Source organism: Sphingomonas sp., assembly GCF_017304635.1.
GTDB lineage: Bacteria > Pseudomonadota > Alphaproteobacteria > Sphingomonadales > Sphingomonadaceae > Sphingomonas.
This window is the reverse complement of the sequence record NZ_JAFKMA010000004.1, coordinates 20,525-38,649: the sequence shown is the minus strand read 5'-3', so window position 1 is coordinate 38,649 and position 18,125 is coordinate 20,525. Positions and strand designations below refer to the sequence as shown.

At 61.3% G+C, this 18,125-nt stretch carries 17 protein-coding genes; 3 read left to right on the top strand and 14 right to left on the bottom strand.

Going from position 1 to position 18,125, the window contains the following annotated elements:
- Nucleotides 1-43: 43 nt before the first annotated feature.
- Both rnk and J0I47_RS11920 read right to left on the bottom strand, forming a co-directional pair.
- The gene (gene rnk / locus J0I47_RS11925; protein ID WP_203310772.1) at nucleotides 44-472 is read right to left on the bottom strand and encodes a nucleoside diphosphate kinase regulator; all 429 of its coding nucleotides are present in this window, start codon (nucleotides 470-472) and stop codon (nucleotides 44-46) included.
- A gap of 282 nt (nucleotides 473-754) precedes the next feature.
- A complete protein-coding gene (locus J0I47_RS11920; protein WP_294047212.1) occupies nucleotides 755-1,045 on the bottom strand; it encodes a hypothetical protein in 291 nt (96 codons plus the stop codon).
- A gap of 723 nt (nucleotides 1,046-1,768) precedes the next feature.
- Here J0I47_RS11920 and J0I47_RS11915 point away from each other — a divergent pair.
- A protein-coding gene (locus J0I47_RS11915; protein ID WP_203310728.1) for an IS5 family transposase occupies nucleotides 1,769-2,526 on the top strand; the annotation gives its coding sequence in 2 pieces (ribosomal slippage) (nucleotides 1,769-2,102 and nucleotides 2,102-2,526; 759 coding nt in all).
- Between the two features lie 105 nt (nucleotides 2,527-2,631).
- Here the strand turns inward: J0I47_RS11915 and J0I47_RS15780 are convergent.
- From J0I47_RS15780 to kdpF, 11 genes are all read right to left on the bottom strand, one after another.
- Nucleotides 2,632-3,408 (bottom strand): LysR family substrate-binding domain-containing protein, encoded by a 777-nt coding sequence (locus J0I47_RS15780; RefSeq protein WP_366810174.1) that lies wholly within the window; start codon nucleotides 3,406-3,408, stop codon nucleotides 2,632-2,634.
- Nucleotides 3,409-3,639: 231 nt separating this feature from the next.
- Nucleotides 3,640-3,768, bottom strand: a complete 129-nt coding sequence (locus J0I47_RS11905; RefSeq protein WP_275298328.1) for a hypothetical protein — start codon at nucleotides 3,766-3,768, stop codon at nucleotides 3,640-3,642.
- A gap of 30 nt (nucleotides 3,769-3,798) precedes the next feature.
- Entirely contained in the window at nucleotides 3,799-4,179 is a 381-nt protein-coding gene (locus J0I47_RS11900; protein WP_294047210.1) for a hypothetical protein, read from the bottom strand.
- 159 nt (nucleotides 4,180-4,338) lie between these two features.
- Entirely contained in the window at nucleotides 4,339-5,307 is a 969-nt protein-coding gene (locus J0I47_RS11895) for a magnesium and cobalt transport protein CorA (RefSeq protein WP_294047209.1), read from the bottom strand.
- Nucleotides 5,308-5,773: 466 nt separating this feature from the next.
- On the bottom strand, nucleotides 5,774-6,526 hold the full coding sequence (locus tag J0I47_RS11890; RefSeq protein ID WP_203310724.1) for an STAS/SEC14 domain-containing protein: 753 nt from the start codon (nucleotides 6,524-6,526) through the stop codon (nucleotides 5,774-5,776).
- Between the two features lie 44 nt (nucleotides 6,527-6,570).
- The gene (locus J0I47_RS11885; RefSeq protein WP_203310723.1) at nucleotides 6,571-7,290 is read right to left on the bottom strand and encodes a response regulator; all 720 of its coding nucleotides are present in this window, start codon (nucleotides 7,288-7,290) and stop codon (nucleotides 6,571-6,573) included.
- On the bottom strand, nucleotides 7,262-9,952 hold the full coding sequence (locus tag J0I47_RS11880; RefSeq protein ID WP_294047208.1) for a sensor histidine kinase KdpD: 2,691 nt from the start codon (nucleotides 9,950-9,952) through the stop codon (nucleotides 7,262-7,264). The genes J0I47_RS11885 and J0I47_RS11880 overlap by 29 nt, the downstream gene beginning before the upstream one ends.
- A 37-nt stretch (nucleotides 9,953-9,989) precedes the next feature.
- A complete protein-coding gene (kdpB, locus tag J0I47_RS11875) occupies nucleotides 9,990-12,074 on the bottom strand; it encodes a potassium-transporting ATPase subunit KdpB (protein ID WP_294047207.1) in 2,085 nt (694 codons plus the stop codon).
- A gap of 15 nt (nucleotides 12,075-12,089) precedes the next feature.
- Nucleotides 12,090-12,770: a potassium-transporting ATPase subunit KdpC gene (gene kdpC / locus J0I47_RS11870; RefSeq protein WP_203310720.1), complete on the bottom strand. Its 681-nt coding sequence runs from the start codon at nucleotides 12,768-12,770 to the stop codon at nucleotides 12,090-12,092.
- 10 nt (nucleotides 12,771-12,780) lie between these two features.
- Entirely contained in the window at nucleotides 12,781-14,484 is a 1,704-nt protein-coding gene (gene kdpA, locus J0I47_RS11865; protein ID WP_203310719.1) for a potassium-transporting ATPase subunit KdpA, read from the bottom strand.
- Nucleotides 14,485-14,614: 130 nt separating this feature from the next.
- Nucleotides 14,615-14,710, bottom strand: coding sequence for a K(+)-transporting ATPase subunit F (gene kdpF / locus J0I47_RS11860; RefSeq protein WP_194246536.1), 96 nt, complete (start codon nucleotides 14,708-14,710; stop codon nucleotides 14,615-14,617).
- Nucleotides 14,711-15,213: 503 nt separating this feature from the next.
- Between kdpF and J0I47_RS11855 the strand changes: the two genes are divergently transcribed.
- Together J0I47_RS11855 and J0I47_RS11850 are read left to right on the top strand one after the other, a co-directional pair.
- Nucleotides 15,214-16,110: a LysR family transcriptional regulator gene (locus tag J0I47_RS11855; RefSeq protein WP_294047206.1), complete on the top strand. Its 897-nt coding sequence runs from the start codon at nucleotides 15,214-15,216 to the stop codon at nucleotides 16,108-16,110.
- A gap of 180 nt (nucleotides 16,111-16,290) precedes the next feature.
- The gene (locus tag J0I47_RS11850; protein ID WP_294047205.1) at nucleotides 16,291-17,529 is read left to right on the top strand and encodes an outer membrane beta-barrel protein; all 1,239 of its coding nucleotides are present in this window, start codon (nucleotides 16,291-16,293) and stop codon (nucleotides 17,527-17,529) included.
- Nucleotides 17,530-17,899: 370 nt separating this feature from the next.
- Here J0I47_RS11850 and J0I47_RS11845 read toward each other — a convergent pair whose 3' ends face one another.
- Entirely contained in the window at nucleotides 17,900-18,124 is a 225-nt protein-coding gene (locus tag J0I47_RS11845) for a DUF2274 domain-containing protein (protein ID WP_203310716.1), read from the bottom strand.
- Between the last annotated feature and the right edge of the window lies 1 nt (nucleotide 18,125).

Sequence of the window (18,125 nt, the reverse complement as noted above, 5' to 3'; positions counted from 1 at the left end):
CGGCTAAGACGGAGAGATTTCAGGCAGGTTCGTAAGTTCGCGATCAGCGACTTTTTGCTGTCGTGTCTCGTGCCGGTTGGATCACCTTTACGACGCTCAGCGTGCGTTCGTGTCCATCGCGATCTGGCCAGAGTATTGAGTCACCTTCGCGCAAGCCGATGAGCCCGGCGCCGACAGGAGTGATTACGGAGATCCGGTTCGCAGCAATATCGGCCTCGGCAGGGTAGACGAGTTCGACGGTGCGACGGGTGCCGGTTGCCTGATCGACAAACTCGACCGTCGAATGCATGGTCACGACATCCGGAGGAATGTCCTCGGCGGTGTGAATCCTGGCGCGTTCGATCTCGGCCATCAACAGGCGGCTAACATCTGACTGGCGGGCGTGGGCACGCATTCCGAGATCGGCCAGGGCATCGGCTTCGGTGTCGATCATATGAATGGGAGGGCGCGCGGCAGCTTTAACGATGGTCATCACGAAGGCTCGTAGTGTGAGGGTTGCGAACGCTGGCGAGGCGTGGCGGATCGGGCTATGCCCTTACCCCGAACCCAGCACGCGAACGTCCGGACCCGGGGCTAACAGCCCGACATGAGCTGGCACCCGCGATTGCAGAATCGGACGTGAGCCTTCGGCGCTTGCATAACCAAGCGACCATGGGCTGCGGCCAAAGCCCCGTCAATCGCCCCGCGAGGCGCAGAGCGATGTGTTACGTAACCCGGTGAACCCGGCTTGGCTGAGAACGGCGAGCGCACAGCCTTAGCTGACAAGCATTCTGAGTGCCGCGGAACTGATCAGCATCAGGAGCAGCATGGCGAAGACGTGATCCCACATGCAGAGGCTTGTACGCGAAACTGGCTGTCGCGTGACCAGCGCGACACCAACGAGAACAAGTGCGGATGCAGCAAACAATAAATGCACGAAGAACAGGAAAAGAAAGGGCGGCCGATGATCGAGCGCAAAGGTAGGTGCGCAGAGTAGGAGGATCAATCCGACTTGCCCGCAAAACGCGCGGAGATGTATCCGCGAGCGGCTGTCCTGCTCACGCAACAACCTCATCCACCGGAATCGCGTGACCGCTTCCCACATGGTCGGCGAGTGCCCTATCATTGCTCCAAGGCTCGCCGGTCACGGCCGCGCGAGGCCAATGCAACGAACGGTAGCTCGACCGACATCAGGATGGCGTATGATCGGGCCAAACCGCGCAAATATTGCGTTAGGGCAGATTAGCTTCGTCTAAGACCTTCGCTTTCAGTCTTTCTCGTCCTGATATCCTTTAAGTCGACCTCGATCTCCAGCTAGAGGTTCTTTTGGAGCCTCGGTTACCGACCGGTCTTTGGCTTTGTTGATGAGCCGAGACTTCGCGAGCGTGTCGAGCTTCGCCATTATGCCTCGGGTGACTTGGCGCCGCCGTACGAACAACGCCATTAGCGACACGAGTAAAGCGAAGCGCGCGAGCATGAGGATCCAGTCGCCGATATCAGCGTGAAAGCTGTTCAACGCCATGGACGGCGACCAAGGAAGGAGCGCCCGCTTCGTTTCCCCGGGATCAGAACGTAGATGATCCCGAGCGCAAGAAACCAAAGCAAGGCGACCGCGCGCAACGGCGGCGCGGCCGCTGGTATATGATGAGCCGCCACGAGCAGGCCGATCAGGCCTGAGACGCCGATGATCTTAACGGCCGCGGAAAGAATGCTGAGGGGCGACATTCTAGGGTCAGGACCCATTGATGTGAGCGTCGCGATCTGATTCAGGCTCCGCAAGGAGACCGGGATGAGCGACCTGTTTTGGCTGACGGACGAGCAGATCGAGCGGCTGCGGCCGTTCTTTCCCAAGAGCCACGGCGAGCCTCGAGTGGATGACCGGCGGGTGCTGAGCGGCATCGTGTTCGTCAACCGCAACGGGCTGCGCTGGCGCGATGCTCCTGGCGCGTACGGCCCGCACAAGACGCTGTACAATCGGTGGAAGCGTTGGGGGGAGGCCGGTGTGTTCACGCGAATGATGGAAGGTCTGGCTGCAGCTGGCGCCGAGCCGCAGACGGTCATGATCGACGCAACCTACCTGAAGGCGCACCGCACGGCATCGAGCCTGCGGGTTAAAAAGGGGATCTTGGCCGCCTGATCGGCCGCACCAAAGGCGGCATGAACACCAAGCTTCACGCCATCGCCGATGCGAACGGGCGCCCCTTGAGCTTCTTCATGACCGCGGGCCAGGTCAGCGACTACACCGGCGCGGCAGCGCTACTCGATGACATGCCGAAGGCGCAGTGGCTGCTTGGTGATCGCGGCTACGACGCCGACTGGTTCAGGGACGCCCTCCAGGCCAAAGGCATCCAACCCTGCATCCCAGGGCGCAGGTCGCGCAACGAACCGATCCGGTACGACAAGCGCCGCTATCGGCGTCGCAGCCGCATCGAGATCATGTTCGGCCGCCTCAAGGACTGGCGCCGGGTCGCTACCCGCTACGACCGCTGCCCCACCGCCTTCTTCTCCGCAATCGCCCTCGCTGCCACCGTCATCTTCTGGCTGTGATCAACGAGTCCTGACCCTAGAGCACCCTGGGCGGGGTCGGTGCAAAGGCCCTTATGAGCCGAAGGAAGCTCAGGCGGCAGCGCGCAGCATGGATTGACGGGGCGATCACTCCACCGCTCCCTGACGGCCTTCGGCCTGGGCATAGGCGAGCAGAACTGAGGCCTCTGGCGAGAGGGTCTCCGGCCGCCAAATTGCGTAGACCGCAGCGTGAGGCTCCGGGGCGCTGATCGGTCGGTAGATGACGCCGGGATAATAAACGCCTAGTGCGCAAGAGCGTGTCAGCGCGATCCCGAACCCCAATCCTACGAGATGCATGAGAGTGTCGCGATGGACCTGGGTTGGAATGATCAACCGTGGCCGGCCTTCGAGTATTGTCGCTATTTCGTTCGCCGTGCGGATGACGCGTGTTTCATCGATCGCCATCAGAAACGTTTCGCATCTGAGTGCTTCGCGATGAAGGGCGTGGTGACCGGCGAGCCGATGACCCTCCGGCAAGGCCACTACTATCGTCTCGTTCCAGCAGTGCTCGGACACGATGGAAGCGTTATCCACCCGCTCTTGTATGAAAGCGACGTCAATTGTTCCGCGCGCAACTTGATCGACGATATCGTCGTCGTCACCCTCGACAAAACGTACATCTATCGCTGGTTCTGTTTTTTGGAGCCGAGCGAGCACGTTTCGAAGCGGGCCATAGCTCAGGGAGGCGTCCAGTCCGATCCGAAGCGATGCCGATGTGCTGCCGCCGGTGAAATGACTGCAAGCGTCGCGCAGGCTATGTGAGAGCCTCTTTTGAGGCCCACCGGAAGGGGCGGACAACTTGAGAAAGCGGCGATTGTTGCTTGGCTCAAACGTTGTAGGGCGTGTTCCAACTGGTCTATCCATACGTGGAATGCCTTCGGCTTTTTGGCTCGCGGGGACCGGCGGTCGGCGCTCCGGGCGAAGCAACAGGCGTGCTGCAATCAAGAGCACTGCCAAGAAGATGATGAAGACGGACGCGCCAGACATTGGTCATTCCGTGTAATCGAGCGGACGGTCAATCGAAGCCGCGACGTTGATCGAAGTTCGCTTGCTCTCAGGTTGATCGCGGCTGCTCCAATCATGTTTGCGATTTTTTCAGGCGGAGCGTTCCTCCGATCCGCGGTCTTTTGTTGCTTTGCGCCTGTCCCGGCGGCTCGCCAGAAACAGCTTTACGCGGAGGTAGATGTTCAACCACAGCAACCCGCCGATGATGAGCAGGAGCATCAGGAGGCCTTCTGGATTCATCATTGTGCCTCATCGTGCTCCCCGCAGCAGAACCTGGTTTCTGGCGCGCGGCGGGCGCGGAAACACCGATGATGGATTGGCAGGCGCCACGGTCCATCTCATTGCGTCCGAGGCCTCCTCGGAGGGAATGTGAAGAGGTGTCGCCGGGGAGCGCCTCGGTAGCTCGATCTGATCAAAGATGTGGCGACCGAGCACGAGCAAGGCGCTGCCCGCGCTCATGCCGACGAAGCCCAACGCCGCCAGAAGCATCTCAAAGGGCGTGGCTTCATGCAGCGGAAGCGCATGGACAAGTGCGTAGAGGCGGCTCAACGCAAGTGCGGCAATGATCACGCCCAGCAAGCCCGCTAGTCGTAACCCTGCATCCCTTGCAACAGTTGCTGCGATTGGCATGCCGCCCTCCATGATGGCGGCAATCCAACTAAAGGCACGATCATAAAGATTCGAGATCAGATTTTCGGGCTAGACGTAAAGATGGTATATATATGCGTCCTACTAATCAAAGGCGGCAGCCGTGAGGTATGCCGCGTCTTTGGCTTCAATTCGTGTGAGCTATAGCCATCCAGTTTTTCGGAAGCGCCGATAGAGTGTGAGGCATATCACGGCGATGACCGACATAACCGCAGGGTAGCCATAGACGGAATGCAACTCGGGCATATGCTCGAAGTTCATCCCATAAATGCCAGCCAAGGCAGTCGGCACGGCCAGGATCGCCGCCCATGCCGCCAGTTGGCGGGTGATGGCGCCAGTGCGTTGTTGCTCCATCAGATTGCTGAACTCGAAAACCGAAGTCAACACCTCGCGGAGACCAGTGTTCATCGTCTCCACCCGCCGCACGTGATCCAGCACGTCGCCGAAATAGTGGCGAGCCTCGGCATCGATGCAAGGAAGGTTGGTCTGAGCCAACTTACGGGCCACCTCCTCCATGGGTATCAGGATGTGTCCAAAGCGAGTGAGCTGACGCCGAAGCGTGAATATTCGGGCGATCTCGGTCCGACCCAAGAAGGCGTCGAGCGTGTGCTGCTCCATCGCCGAGACTTCTTCCTCGAGCGACTCGACCAGTGGAATGTACCCGTCGACGATGAAATCCAGCACTGCGTGCAACACATAGTCCGTGCCTTGGCCGAGGAGATCTGGCGACTCTTCCAGGTGCTTGCGCAGCGGAAGGTGTGATCGGGTTGAGCCTTGGCGCACCGTGATGATGTGACTGTGACCGAGGAACACGGCGGTCTGTCCGTAGGCAATGACGCCGTCGTCCAGTTGCGCGGTGCGCGCGATCAGGAACAACTGATCGCCGTAGATGTCGACCTTCGGCAACTGGCCGTCTTTGAGCGAGTCTTCGACCGCGAGTGGGTGAAGATTATAGAGGGCCTGTAACGCCATGACGTCCTCCGCGCATGGGTCCGACAAGCCTATCCAAACGAACTCGGAGCGATCCGTCGGGCAATCAACCCGTTCGCCGATGTCGACTTCGCGAACCCGACGACCGTCGCGGTAGAGATACGCTGCGATGACTGGCATCAGTCCTCTTTCTTTATGAGGAGGTGCGGCCCGCGCTTAGTCGCCTGACCTGCAGTCGTCATCGCCATGACCGGCGATCGTGTGCGGCTACAGCGCTTGTGACGTGCGGCTGATTGGCTCGCCGTGGTCCGAGCGGCGCGGACATTGCGGTCGATGCCGGCTTGGGGAGCACCTCTGGTCGGGGCTTGGTCTCGCTCTCGGCGGCCGGCGGTAAAATCATGTTCGACCGATTGGATGACTCGACTCGACGTCGCGCGCAGCCAACTCCCGGCGCGTTGCATATCGCGCGGCGAGATCGAGATGAAGTCTCTTGACCGCTACATCTGAAGCGTTGGCCGCTAATTCCAGTTCCTGTGCCGCCCGGCGGGCGAAGTATGCTTCGTCCGATACCGGATCGGTGCTCCTCGCGTCGGTGCTCCGGACCGAGGAAGCAGCCTCCGATGGGCTGGCGGGAACGGGCTCTTCTTCAGCCGCCATGACCGCGCAACCAGGCCCGTGCAGCCTCTTCGTCGCCAGCCGCGAAATGACGGGCTTCCATCTTGAGCAGCGGGTCGAAGAGGTTGGTGAGGCGACTTATCCAATCGGGCCCGCCGACGAGCGCATATCGCTCGATATGGCGTAACAGCCCGATCTTCAGTTCAAGGAGTCTCGTATCAACGAGCAGCGACGGCTCGAAGCCGTCGTAGTGACGTACGATGCCGAGGAGGCGGCGACCGCCCCCGCCGCTGAACGCGGCCGAAAGCCTCTCGGCGAGATTTCGCGCATCCGCGCTGGTGATACGGCCGTCGATCTCGAAGGTGAAAATATCGGAATCACCGTTCTCCAAGACCCGCAGGCTTTCGGGATGCGCGGAATCGACGTCACCTCGAACCCAGGCGAGGGCGTGCTCCCGACGATCGGGCGTATAGGCCTGATACCTGACATAGGGCAGCAAGGCGTTTTCGATCCGGGCAGCGTTACGGATCCAAGCCTGGTCGCTGACGATGGCGATCCGTCCGAATTGCCTGAGCCGTGCCAGGTAGCGGAACGCGTTGCCAAGATCGCTACGCCACGCCTCCGAGGACATGCCCTTGAAGTTGCGGACTTCCGCGAAGACATGGACGGTGTCGCCGCGCTCAAGCGCCGTATCAAGCTGCCGCATGGCGGTTTCGACGTCAGCTTTCTCGATACGGCCGTCGGTGGCCAACTCAATGACAGTTTCATTCTGCTTCTCGGCCATGATCTGGTCCTTGCGGATCGTCGGATTGATCCGGTTGTTCAGCGTCAGCTATGACGTGTCTCGGCGGCCTCCAGGCCGGACAAGCGGTATCCGACCTGCAATTCCGTCAGGAGGTGCTGGGGTTGCGACGGCTCCTCTTCGAGCTTTTGCCTGAGCTGCGCCATGTAGATGCGAAGGTAATGGGCGCGTTCCGAGTATCCGGGACCCCACACCTCCATAAGCAGTTGGCGGTGGGTTAGCACCTTGCCGTGGCCACGGACCAACGCCGTCAGAAGTCGAAACTCGTTGGGCGTGAGATGGACGGGTATGCCCGCGCGCGCAACTTCGTGCGTGGCGAGATTGATGGTGACCAACCCGAACTTGGCTATGGGCGACGCTGCGCCGCCGTTCGATACGGTGCCCGCGCGCCGCAGTTGTGCCCGCACGCGCGCCAGGAGTTCGGGCACGCCGAACGGCTTGACCAGATAGTCGTCGGCGCCGGCGTCAAGCGCCTCCACCTTTTCGGCTTCCTGCTCGCGCGCGGAGAGTACGAGAACGGGCGCTGACATCCAGCCGCGCACTTCTCGGATCAGCGTCTTGCCATCGCCGTCGGGTAGTCCGAGATCGACGATCATCAGGTCGGGCTTTCGACTGCCCGCATTCAGACGTGCTTCCTCGGCCGTCGCCGTCTCGAAGACATTCATGCCCTCTTTTTCCAGCGCCATGCGGATAAAGCGCCGAATGTCGGCTTCGTCTTCAACGATCAGAATGCGCGGCTTGATCATGGATCGGTTCACTTTCGATCGCAGGCGGCGTCCCAAGCGGCAGTCGTATCTCGAACGCGGCTCCGTTTGGTTTGCGCTGTTCGGCTCGGATGGTTCCGCCGTGAGCCGTGATGATACTGCGGCAGAGCGCGAGGCCCAATCCGACGCCGGCGACCGACGACTCCTTCTGCCCGCGCGCGAACGGCTCGAACAGCGTTTCCGGATCTCGCACGGGGAGCCCGGGGCCATTATCTTCAACGATGAGATACATGGTGTCCGCCGTAGCACCGGCCCGAACGTTTATCGTGCTATCGCGCGGCGTATACTTGGCGGCGTTGTCGAACAGATTGATCAGAACGCGCTCGATGAGCGTGGCATCGGCCTCTATGAGCGGAAGATCAGCCGGCAGATTGGTGCGAACCTTGCGAGGTTCGAGGATCGCGCGCGATTGTAACACGGCGCTGCCGACGATCTCGCTCAAGGAATTCCATTCCTTATTGAGCCGCACGCCCTCGCTTTGCATGCGTGCCAAGTCGAGCAGGTTGGCGACGAGGCGCTTGAGCTCGTCGGCCTGAACCCGGATCGAGCGTGCCAGGTCACTGCGATCTTCGACTGCAAGCTCTTTGCGATGCTCCAGCGTCTCGGCCAGGCCGCGGATCGCGGTCAGCGGCGTCTTGAGGTCGTGCGATACGGCCGACAGCAGCGCGTTGCGGAGCTTCTCACCCTCCATCCGGACCAAGGTTTCCTGTGCGACTTCCATGAAGTGGATGCGCTCGAGCGTGAGACCAATGGTCGAGCAGCAGGCATCCAGCAGACGGCGATCGTCTGGATCGTCGGGCAGCGGTGCGCCGACCGGCACGACCGCCAGCACTCCGCGCATGGCCATCGACGCTTTCAAGGGAAGGTACAGGGCGTGGGCGGCGCTCAAGGTCTGAGTGCCAAGGCCCGCTTGCTGTCCATGATCGAAAGCCCATTGTGCGGTCGATGTATCGACAAGGCCGGGGTCCTCGGTAGGCATCAGGCGCTCGTTCCTGTCGGGAACCAGAAGGATGATCCGCGCTTCGAACAGTGGTGTCAGCGCTTCCCGGCAAATCGCGACAACTTGGTCTATCTTGATCGCGCTTGAGAGGTCGCGGGCGATCCTGGCCAAGGCCGACGCCCTTCGTTCTCCGGCCCGCGCTACACGAGCTTCCGATCGGAGCCGCGCCGCGAGTTGGCTGATCACGACCGCGACTACCAACATAAGCGCGAAAGTGAATATGTATTGCGTGTCGGTGACCGCGAACGAGAGCTTCGGCTCGACGAAGAAGAAGTCGAAGCAGCCCACCGAAAGCAGGGACGCCCACGCCCCGGCGAGGCGGCCGAGTCGCAAGGCGATGAACACGGTCGTCACCAGGAAAAGCATGACGACGTTGGAAAGATCGAAAAAGCCTACGAGCTGGGAGGCGAGGAAGGTCGCCGCGCCGCATGCGAGCGTGGCGATGCCAAGCGCCGCGATCTGCGTCTGCGGCTCCTCCGGTATCCAGCGAACTCGGCGGGTCGCCCGGACTTCGTCAACGCTCAGCAGCAGGAGCCCAATTTCCGGATTGGCGCGGGCAAGCCGTTCCTGCAATCGACGTTTGAACGTAAATATGCGTCGGCGAGCTGTGTTTCCGATGATGAGCTTGGTGGCGTTGCGCTTTCGAGCATAGTCGAGGATCGCCTCGGTAATGTCTTGGCCAGGGACGTTGGCAAACTCCGCGCCCGCCGATTGCGCGGTCTTGGCGATGGCCAGCAGCGCCTCGCGGGATCGCGCGTCGTTGTTTTGATAAGGCTGATCAACGTGGACGACGATCCATTTGGCCTGGAGCCGCTGCGCGAGGCGCCCGGCCTCGCGCACAAGCTTCTCCTGCGACCGGTCCGCGCTGACGCAGACCATCAGCAGCTCCTGCGTCGGCCAGACCGTCTTGATCGCGTGCGAGACGCGGTAGGTCCGGACGTCGGCGTTGACCCGGTCGGCGACGCGGCGGAGCGCAAGCTCGCGTAGCGCGATCAGATTGCCGCGGCGGAAGAAGTTCTGGCGCGCGCGCTCGATTGACACGGGCAAGTAGACCTTGCCGGCGTTCATGCGGGCGAGCAGATCGTCCGGCGGCAGGTCGACCAGCACGACATCGGTCGCGGAATCGAAAATGCGATCGGGAACGGTTTCACGGACGCGAATGCCGATAATGCCGCCGACGATGTCGTTGAGGCTGTCGAGGTGCTGTACGTTGAGCGCGGTGTAGACGTCGACGCCGGCGTCGAGCAGCTCTTCGACATCTTGCCACCGCTTGGCATGGCGGCTGCCGGCGACGTTGGTGTGGGCAAGCTCGTCGACCACCAGCAGCTTGTAGTCGGACGCCAGGGCGCCATCGAGATCGAACTCGGTGACCGGCCTGCCATTACCCGGCAACGTCTTGCGCGGGAGAATGGCAAAGCCGTCGATCAGCGCCTCGGTTTCCTTGCGGCCGTGCGTCTCGACGATGCCGATTCCGACCCGCACGCCCTCAGCCTGAGCCTGCCGCGCCGCTTGAAGCATCGCAAAGGTCTTTCCCACCCCAGCGCAGGCCCCGAAGAAAATCTTGAGCTGTCCGCGTTTGGAGTGCTCTGCGTTTCCTCTTACGGCCTCCAGAAGAGCGTCCGGATCAGGTCGCTGATCGTTCATCGTCTAGTGCCTCACGCCACTGCCGCACGCCGTTCGTCTAAAAGAACGGCGTGAGCACGAGGTCGATGAGCTTTATACCTATAAATGGCACGATAATCCCGCCTAATCCGTAGATGAGCAGGTTCCGACCGAGAAGCCGCGCCGCCGGTTCGGCGCGATACTTCACCCCGCGTAGGGCGAGCGGGATTAGCACGACGATGATCAGCGCGTTGAAGATGACCGCAGAGAGAATCGCCGAGGCCGGGCTGTGCAGTCCCATCACGTTGAGCGCGGCCAGCGGCGGATAGGTCGCGACGAAGGCGGCGGGAATGATCGCGAAATACTTGGCCAGGTCGTTTGCGACGCTAAAGGTCGTGAGCGCGCCGCGCGTCATGATCATCTGCTTGCCGACTTCGACGACGCGCAGCAGCTTGGTTGGGTTGCTGTCGAGATCGACCATATTGCCGGCTTCCTTGGCCGCCTGTGTGCCGCTGTTCATCGCGACGGCGACATCGGCTTGGGCGAGCGCGGGCGCGTCGTTGGTGCCGTCGCCGGTCATCGCGACGAGCCGTCCCTCAGCTTGGTACTGGCGAATAAGACGAAGCTTGTCCTCCGGCGTCGCCTCAGCCAAGTAATCGTCGACGCCGGCTTCGGCCGCGATGGTCGCTGCCGTCAACTGGTTGTCGCCGGTGATCATCACGGTCTTGATGCCCATCGCGCGAAGCTCGGCGAAGCGCTCCTTGATCCCGCCTTTGATGATGTCCCTGAGCTCGATCACGCCCAGGACGTTGGTTCCGTCGCTAACGACGAGCGGTGTGCTGCCGCGGCGAGAAACTTCTTCGACGGTCGTGGTCACTTCCTTGGGAAAGACACCGCCCATCGCCTCGACATGGGCGCGGATCGCACTGGCCGCACCCTTCCGGATCTGGCGGCCGTCGATGTTGATGCCGCTCATTCGGGTTTGCGCGGTGAAACCGATTGTCTCCGCGCCCTGCAGCTCGCGGCCGCGGATGCCGAAAGCGTTTTTGGCCAGGATCACGATAGAGCGCCCTTCGGGCGTCTCGTCGGCAAGGGATGCGAGCTGCGCCGCGTCGGCCAGCGCGGGCTCTTTGATGCCGGGCGCGGGATGGAACTTCGTCGCCTCGCGATTGCCGAGCGTGATCGTGCCGGTCTTGTCGAGGAGGAGGACGTCGACATCACCCGCCGCCTCGATCGCGCGGCCAGAGGTGGCCAGCACATTGGCCTTCATCATCCGGCTCATACCGGCGATGCCCACGGCTGAGAGCAGTGCTCCGATCGTCGTCGGGATGAGGCAAATGAGAAGCGCAATGAGCACCGTGATCGTCACCACCGTGCCCGAGCCGTTGATAATCGTGCTGAAGCTGGAGAACGGCAGGAGGGTCACGCAGACGAGCAGGAAGATGATCGTGAGTGCGACCAATAGGATCGTCAGTGCGATCTCGTTGGGTGTCTTGCCACGCTTAGCGCCTTCGACCATCGCGATCATGCGATCGAGGAAGGCCTCGCCCGGCTTGGCAGTGACCTCGACAACAATCCAGTCCGAAAGCACGCGTGTGCCGCCCGTCACGGATGCGAAGTCGCCGCCTGCCTCGCGGATGACGGGGGCGGACTCGCCGGTGATTGCGGACTCGTCCACCGAAGCTGCGCCTTGCAGCACTTCGCCGTCGGCCGGGATGATCTCGCCGGCCTCGACAAGCACGTATGCTCCCACACCCAATTCGTCGCTCGCCTGAGGCCAGGATTCGGCGTCACGTCGCGGCTCCTTGAGCATCCGGGCGAGAACGCGCTGGCGGGTGGCGCGCAGCGCATCGGCCTGCGCCTTGCCGCGCCCTTCCGCCATGGCCTCGGCAGCGTTGGCGAAGAGGACCGTGAACCAAAGCCATGCGGCGATCGCGAAGATGAAGGGAGCGGACGCCTCGCCCTTGCCGGTCACGGCCTGAATGAAAAGCAAAGTTGTGACGATGCTGCCGAGAAACACGACGAACATCACCGGGTTCTTGATCTGAACGCGCGGCGACAGCTTCTTGAAGGCTTCCGCGGCCACTGAGGCCCACGGCACTTGCTTGACGTTTCCGCCGAGGACGGCGGCGCTCTGCGCCGTAGGAGTCTCTAGATCGGACATGATGCCACCTCGGGTTTATTGGGCAGCCGGACGGGCCGGCGCGGCAGCCGCGTCGAGCGCGAGATTGAGTGCAAGGACATTGACGCGTGGATCGCCGAACAGACCGAACTGCGGTCGATCGACATTCTCATTGATCAGCGCCAGGACGCGGTCCACGGCCAGCCCTCGGGCGCGAGCGACCCGCTGCGCCTGGATGTTGGCGTTGGCGATCGAGATATGCGGGTCGAGACCTGAGGCGGACGCGGTCACCGCGTCGACCGGAACGGCGGCGTTGGCCGCCAATCCGTTTTCCTGACGGTAGGCGATGGCGCGCTCTTCGACCGCGGTGAGGAGCTTCTTGCTGAGAACACCCTGGTTGCTCGCGGCGCTGGCTCCAGCGTTATACGGCTGGTCGACCGTCTTGGAGGAGTCCTGCGGGTCGGGACCCGACGTGGCGCTTGGCCGACTATGGAAATATTCCGGACGGGCGAAATATTGTCCGATCTGGCGAGACCCGATGGCCTGCCCGTTTCTCTCGATCAGGCTTCCCTGAGCCTGGCTCGGGAAGAGCAGATTGGCGACGCCGGTCGTCGCCAGCGGATAGGCCAGACCTGTCACGACCATGAACAGCAGGGCTGAAACAAGCACCGGCCGGGCGATGCCCTTGAAGGCGGAGGCGGCAGAGAGGTCGGCGGATGTCGATTGATCGTTGTGCATGGCGATGTCCTCAGAATGTCGTGCCAGACAGCATCAGCAGATGCTCGACGATCGGGCCGAGCGCGAGCGCGGGGAGGAAGGTCAGACCCCCGACCACCAGCACCACGAACACGAGAAGCCCTGTGAACAGCGGTGTTGCGGTCGAGAGCGTCCCTGGGCCGGCCGGCACCGTCTTCTTCGCCGCCATCACGCCCGCGACCGCCAGCATCGGCAGCAAGGTCAGATAGCGCCCGACCAGCATCGCGAGCCCAATGGTTGTGTTGAAGAAGGGAGTGTTGGCGTTGAAGCCGGCGAAGGCCGAACCGTTGTTGGCGGTGCCCGAGGTATAGGCGTAGAGCACTTCGCTGAAACCGTGGGGCCCCATATTGGCCAGACTGTCGACGGTGGAGGGCATGACGCATGCGAGCGCCGTGAAACCGAGGATGCTGAAGGCATGGGCCAGAACAGCCAGCATCACGAACTTCATCTCGCGCGCCTCGACCTTCTTGCCGAGGAATTCGGGCGTTCGCCCGATCATCATGCCGACCAGGAAGACGGTCAGGATTGCATAGGTGACGAGATTGATGAGGCCGACGCCATCGCCGCCGAACACGTTGTTGAGCATCATCTGGGCGATCGGGACGAGGCCGCCAAGCGGTGTCAGCGAGGCGTGCATCGAGTCGACCGATCCCGTCGTCGCCGCCGTCGTGGTGGTCACGAACAGGCTGGTCTGGGCGATGCCGAAGCGAAGTTCCTTACCCTCCATGTTGCCGCCGCCGAGCGTTGCGGTCTGCGCCTGATCAATTCCCAGCGGCGAAAGCATCGGATTGCCCGCATGCTCGGCGCCGTAGACCAGCGCTAGGAAGCCGAGAAACATGACGAAGAAGGCGGCGAAGAACGACCAACCCTGCTTGCGGTTGGCGATCATCGATCCGAAGACGTAGGTCAGGGCCGACGGGATCAACAACATGCTCAGGATATGCAGCGTGTTGGTGAGCGGTGTCGGGTTTTCAAACGGATGCGCGGCATTCATGCCGAAGAAGCCACCGCCGTTGGTGCCGATGTGCTTGATGGTCTCGAGACTGGCCACCGGCCCGATGATGAGCTGCTGGCGAGCGCCTTCGAGCGTCGTGACCACCGTGTCGGCCGTCAGCGTCTGCGGCATGCCCTGCCACACATAGATGAGCGCCAAGACGAAGCAGACCGGGAGCAGCAGGCGGTAGGTGACGCGCGTGAAGTCGACCCAATAATTGCCGATGTCGCCGGCGCTCTTGCGGCTAAGGCCCCGGATGAAGCCGCCTGCGGCGGCAACGCCGGTCGCGGCGCTGACGGTCATCAGGAAGGTGATGACCGCCATCTGCGACAGGTTCGAGAGGCTCGTCTCGCCAGAATAGGCCTGCCAGTTGGTATTGGTGATGAAGGAGGCGACGGTGTTGAACGCGAGGTCGGGTGTCTGCGAAGAGCGACCGAGCGAATCGCCGGGCAGAAGTTGCTGGATGCGCAAAATCAGGTAGCCGAGCAGCATCATGGCGGCGTTGCTGAGGAGCAGCACCGCGCCATAGCGTTTCCAGGACATTGCCTCGGCGGGATCGACGCCCAGCAACCGGTAGGTGCCGCGCTCGATAATATTGTGTCCAGGCGCGGTGAAGATGCGCGTGAGCCACGGGCCAGCCACAAAGACGAGGCCCGTCATTATCGCCAAAACGACGATGAATTGATTCAGATCGTATCCCATCAGAGCCCCCTCAAATTCGATCGAGGGCCACGATGAACCCTGCTGTGATTGCGAAGAATCCGAGCGTTACCGCTACGAAGATGAGGTCGCCCATATTTGCCACCTGCCGGTTAGAATGGATGGTTGACGCTCAGAAGCGCTCGGGCTTCATGAGGGCGTAGAAAAGGTAGATGAAGAGGCCGACCGCGCAGGCGCCGGCCAGAACAATCATGAGGGTTGCGGTCACGAGGGTTCTCCAAACAGCGCGACGACGCCGAACGATCGTCTCTTCGTGCGCGAGCGCGAACGCACGCGGCTCAGTAGACGCGCAGATCTCGGCTCCTCGGCCAGAAAGTTGCTGAGCATTTTGGCTGCAGCTCCAGTTTAGTGTCAGTCTGCGGGACGCCTTTAAGACGTTGCACGTAAAGGCGGCGCTGAGTTTTTACGCCCGTGTATAAGGATGGCGTAAGGAAGCATGTCACAGCCACCGCCCGCGACGTTTCTTGGCCGACCATGAATAGATGAATGCGAGTGAAGCGGAGTACGCTCTGGAACTGGCGAATGAGGGCTGCGCTTTACGCGATCTTTGCGGTCGCCCCTCGAAACTCTACGTGATCCTTATGTCACGCGGGGTAAGCAGCGTCCTATAGCATCGCGTTCGGCTCGACGCGTTCCAATTACAGGTAACGCCGAGATGCGCTGTAGCTTCCATCCCCACCGACATCGCTGCGTAGCCCGGCCCTTCTGGCGGTGAAGGCCTTTGAGCTAGAGCTTAGGCACATACGATACGTTGTGACGGCCGCCCGGTTCGGAAGCTTTCGCAAGGCATCTTCACGCCTTGGCGTGCGGGAGTCGACAATCAGTCGGCAGGTCAGAAACTTGGAAGACGGGTTAGGCTCCAGCTTATTTCTTCGCAAAAGGTCCGGCGTTTCGCTAACGCAAGCTGGGTCTATTTTTGTCGAGCATGCCCAAGCCGCGCTGAACGAGATTGATCGTGCGGTAGGCGATGTCGGCACGATCGGCCGCGGCAGGTCCGGTACGGTTCGCGTCGGCCTGTCATCTCCGCTCGCAACCGGGTTCCTCGGGGAGCTGCTTATTCGCTTTTGTCAGCAACATGAAGCAGTGCAGCTTGAGTTTGTGGAAGGCACACATACACAGCTCTTCGAGGACTTAGAGCGCGGCAATCTCGATATCGCGTTCATGGCCGCGCCGCTTGACACTGGCAGCCTCGCCACCAAACGGCTGTGGACCGAGGATGTGTTTGTCGTCTTGTCGGAGAATGATGCACTCACGAAAAAGAGCGAAATCGCGTGGAGTGACATCAGGCTGAAGCAGTTTCTGGTGACCGAAGCTACGCCGGGACGCGACATCGAAGCGTTCGTTTTCCGGCACCTCTCCTCCATTGGATATTCGCCACGGATACAGCGTGACCGCGTGTCGTCACAAACCCTGATGCAGTTGGTTGCGATCGGCAGAGGCATCTCGATAGCAAGCCAATCGGTCGCGGAGACGTCGTTCCCCGGCATCACCTATCGGAAGCTCGAAGGTTGCGCGCTGCCCTTCTCCGCGGTTTGGTCGACCGAGAACGATAACCCGCCCTTTCGCCGGCTGCTGAGCTTGACGGCCGGGCAAGCCGCTACCGCATAATGGTCAAAGTCGCCCGTGCTGAGGTTCGTTACCGCCAGGCGGTCTAAGCCGCGTCAAACAGGGCTGACGCTGCTCAAATATATATGCAATCCTTACGGCCCAACGTCAGATAAAGCGCCGACTTTATACGCGTAAAATTAGTGCTTCGCTGCATCTGCCCAATCAAATGGGGATGCATATATGCCCGAACGTGCCGATTTCTCTGCTATTCGCAAGTCGACGCCGCGACACAAATGGTGGTTGACGTCGCCCTCGACCCTGGCGCTTGGAGTGGCGTACGCTACGCTCTTCGGCGCGAGCGCGGCATATGCAGATCCGGTTCCGGCACCGAGTTTTGCTGGCCCCCTCGTCCCTAATCCTGACGCCATCGCGCTTGAGGCAGGACCGTTCGGTCAGGTTCTGGTGTCGGGCCAAGTGACGGGCATTGGCGTCGCGCAGACCAATGCAACGCACGCCGGCGGGATCGGCAACCGCGACGGCTTCGTCGATATCAGCAACGCGCAAGTCCAGTTTCAAACGACCCGGGGCCCGCTACAGTTCTATGTACAGACGGGCATTTACTCCATCCCTTCGCTGGGTACGTCTTACCTGAAGGCAACCGAAGCGACGGAGCAGCTTTTTGGTCCGGTTCCGGTGGCGTACGCGAAAGCGGTGATATCGCCCGAACTATCCGTGTCTGCCGGATTACTGCCAACGATGGTCGGCGCGGAGTCGACGTTCACCTTCCAAAACGTCAATATCGAGCACGGCTTGCTGTGGAATCAGGAGCCGGCCATCAGTCGCGGCGTCCAAGTGAATTACGCCAAGGGAGCCGTCAGTGCGGCGGTCTCGCTTAACGACGGCTATTTTTCGGGAAAGCTGAACTGGCTCTCGGGCACGCTTTCCTACGCGTTTGATTCCTCGAATTCGCTGAGCTTCGTCGGCGCTGGTGCGCTATCGCGTAATGACAAATCCTCCTTCGCGACGCCTTTGGCGCAGAACAACAGCAGCATTTTCAATCTCATTTACACCCATACGAGCGGTCCGCTCACACTGACGCCGTATCTCCAATACAGCCACGTTGGCCGCGATGATCAGCTCGGCATCAATCGTTCCGCAGATACCTACGGCGGGGCGCTGCTCGTTAAATACGCGATCGACAAGGAGTGGTCGCTCGGCGCGCGGGCTGAATATCTGAAGACTAGCGGGGGAAGATGCGGATCGGATGCGTCGTGTGCGCCAACGAACTTGCTTTATGGTCCCGGAAGCAGTGCCTGGTCGCTGACCTTCACGCCGACTTATCAGAAAGGCATATTCTTCGCGCGAGGAGAGGTGTCGTACACCCGGATCGGGAACCTCGAGGCGGGCTTTGGCTTCGGTCGTGACTTCGATCGACGCGATCAGGTGCGCGCGCTGATCGAGACAGGCATACTTTTTTGAAGGCCGCACCGCGCTATCGCGCACGTGCGAGGTGATCGATGGGACCCGCGAACGCATAGTTGGCGCGATGATGGCAGCGAGCATTCATGATGCCGCATCTAGACGCGGAGTCGCGCTTGACGCTTCGACGCTTCGCTACAAAACTCTGCGTCTCCTCTATTATTGGGCTATACGGCCGGGCGCATTATTTCCCAATGGTGTCGCTCGTACTCTCGCTTTACTCGATCTGTAGCGCCGTCTTTGCGATCACGCTCGGTGAGAAATTCCTGAGGCGTGATGGGTTCAACCATTGGGACGAGGCGCTGTGGCTGCTTTTGGTTAGCACCGCCGTTCGCGTCATATACGGAATATACTGACGGGGTCGCCCCCGTTAGTCCGGAGCTGACTTCCTGGCAGCTGCGAACGCGCGATCGGTCGCGATGAAACGCTGCAACATCGGCGCTATGAGCTTGACCGGATCTGAAATGGTTTGCCCCTGTTCGCGCCCCAGGACCTCCGCGTAGAGCACCAAGTCGCGATGCAGCGAGGCCGGCAGTTCGAGCGACACTTTGACAGCCTTGTCTTCCAAGAGCGCGCCAAGCTTGAGCTTCGCCATG

Bases quoted from the DNA above. Each gene is read 5' to 3' on its own strand.
- rnk (WP_203310772.1), bottom strand. From the start codon at position 472: ATGACCATCGTTAAAGCTGCCGCGCGCCCTCCCATTCATATGATCGAC.
- J0I47_RS15780 (WP_366810174.1), bottom strand. From the start codon at position 3,408: ATGGATAGACCAGTTGGAACACGCCCTACAACGTTTGAGCCAAGCAAC.
- J0I47_RS11905 (WP_275298328.1), bottom strand. From the start codon at position 3,768: ATGCTCCTGCTCATCATCGGCGGGTTGCTGTGGTTGAACATCTACCTC.
- J0I47_RS11900 (WP_294047210.1), bottom strand. From the start codon at position 4,179: ATGCCAATCGCAGCAACTGTTGCAAGGGATGCAGGGTTACGACTAGCG.
- J0I47_RS11895 (WP_294047209.1), bottom strand. From the start codon at position 5,307: ATGCCAGTCATCGCAGCGTATCTCTACCGCGACGGTCGTCGGGTTCGC.
- J0I47_RS11890 (WP_203310724.1), bottom strand. From the start codon at position 6,526: ATGGCCGAGAAGCAGAATGAAACTGTCATTGAGTTGGCCACCGACGGC.
- J0I47_RS11885 (WP_203310723.1), bottom strand. From the start codon at position 7,290: ATGATCAAGCCGCGCATTCTGATCGTTGAAGACGAAGCCGACATTCGG.
- J0I47_RS11880 (WP_294047208.1), bottom strand. From the start codon at position 9,952: ATGAACGATCAGCGACCTGATCCGGACGCTCTTCTGGAGGCCGTAAGA.
- kdpB (WP_294047207.1), bottom strand. From the start codon at position 12,074: ATGTCCGATCTAGAGACTCCTACGGCGCAGAGCGCCGCCGTCCTCGGC.
- kdpC (WP_203310720.1), bottom strand. From the start codon at position 12,770: ATGCACAACGATCAATCGACATCCGCCGACCTCTCTGCCGCCTCCGCC.
- kdpA (WP_203310719.1), bottom strand. From the start codon at position 14,484: ATGGGATACGATCTGAATCAATTCATCGTCGTTTTGGCGATAATGACG.
- J0I47_RS11850 (WP_294047205.1), top strand. From the start codon at position 16,291: ATGCCCGAACGTGCCGATTTCTCTGCTATTCGCAAGTCGACGCCGCGA.
- J0I47_RS11845 (WP_203310716.1), bottom strand. From the start codon at position 18,124: ATGGCGAAGCTCAAGCTTGGCGCGCTCTTGGAAGACAAGGCTGTCAAA.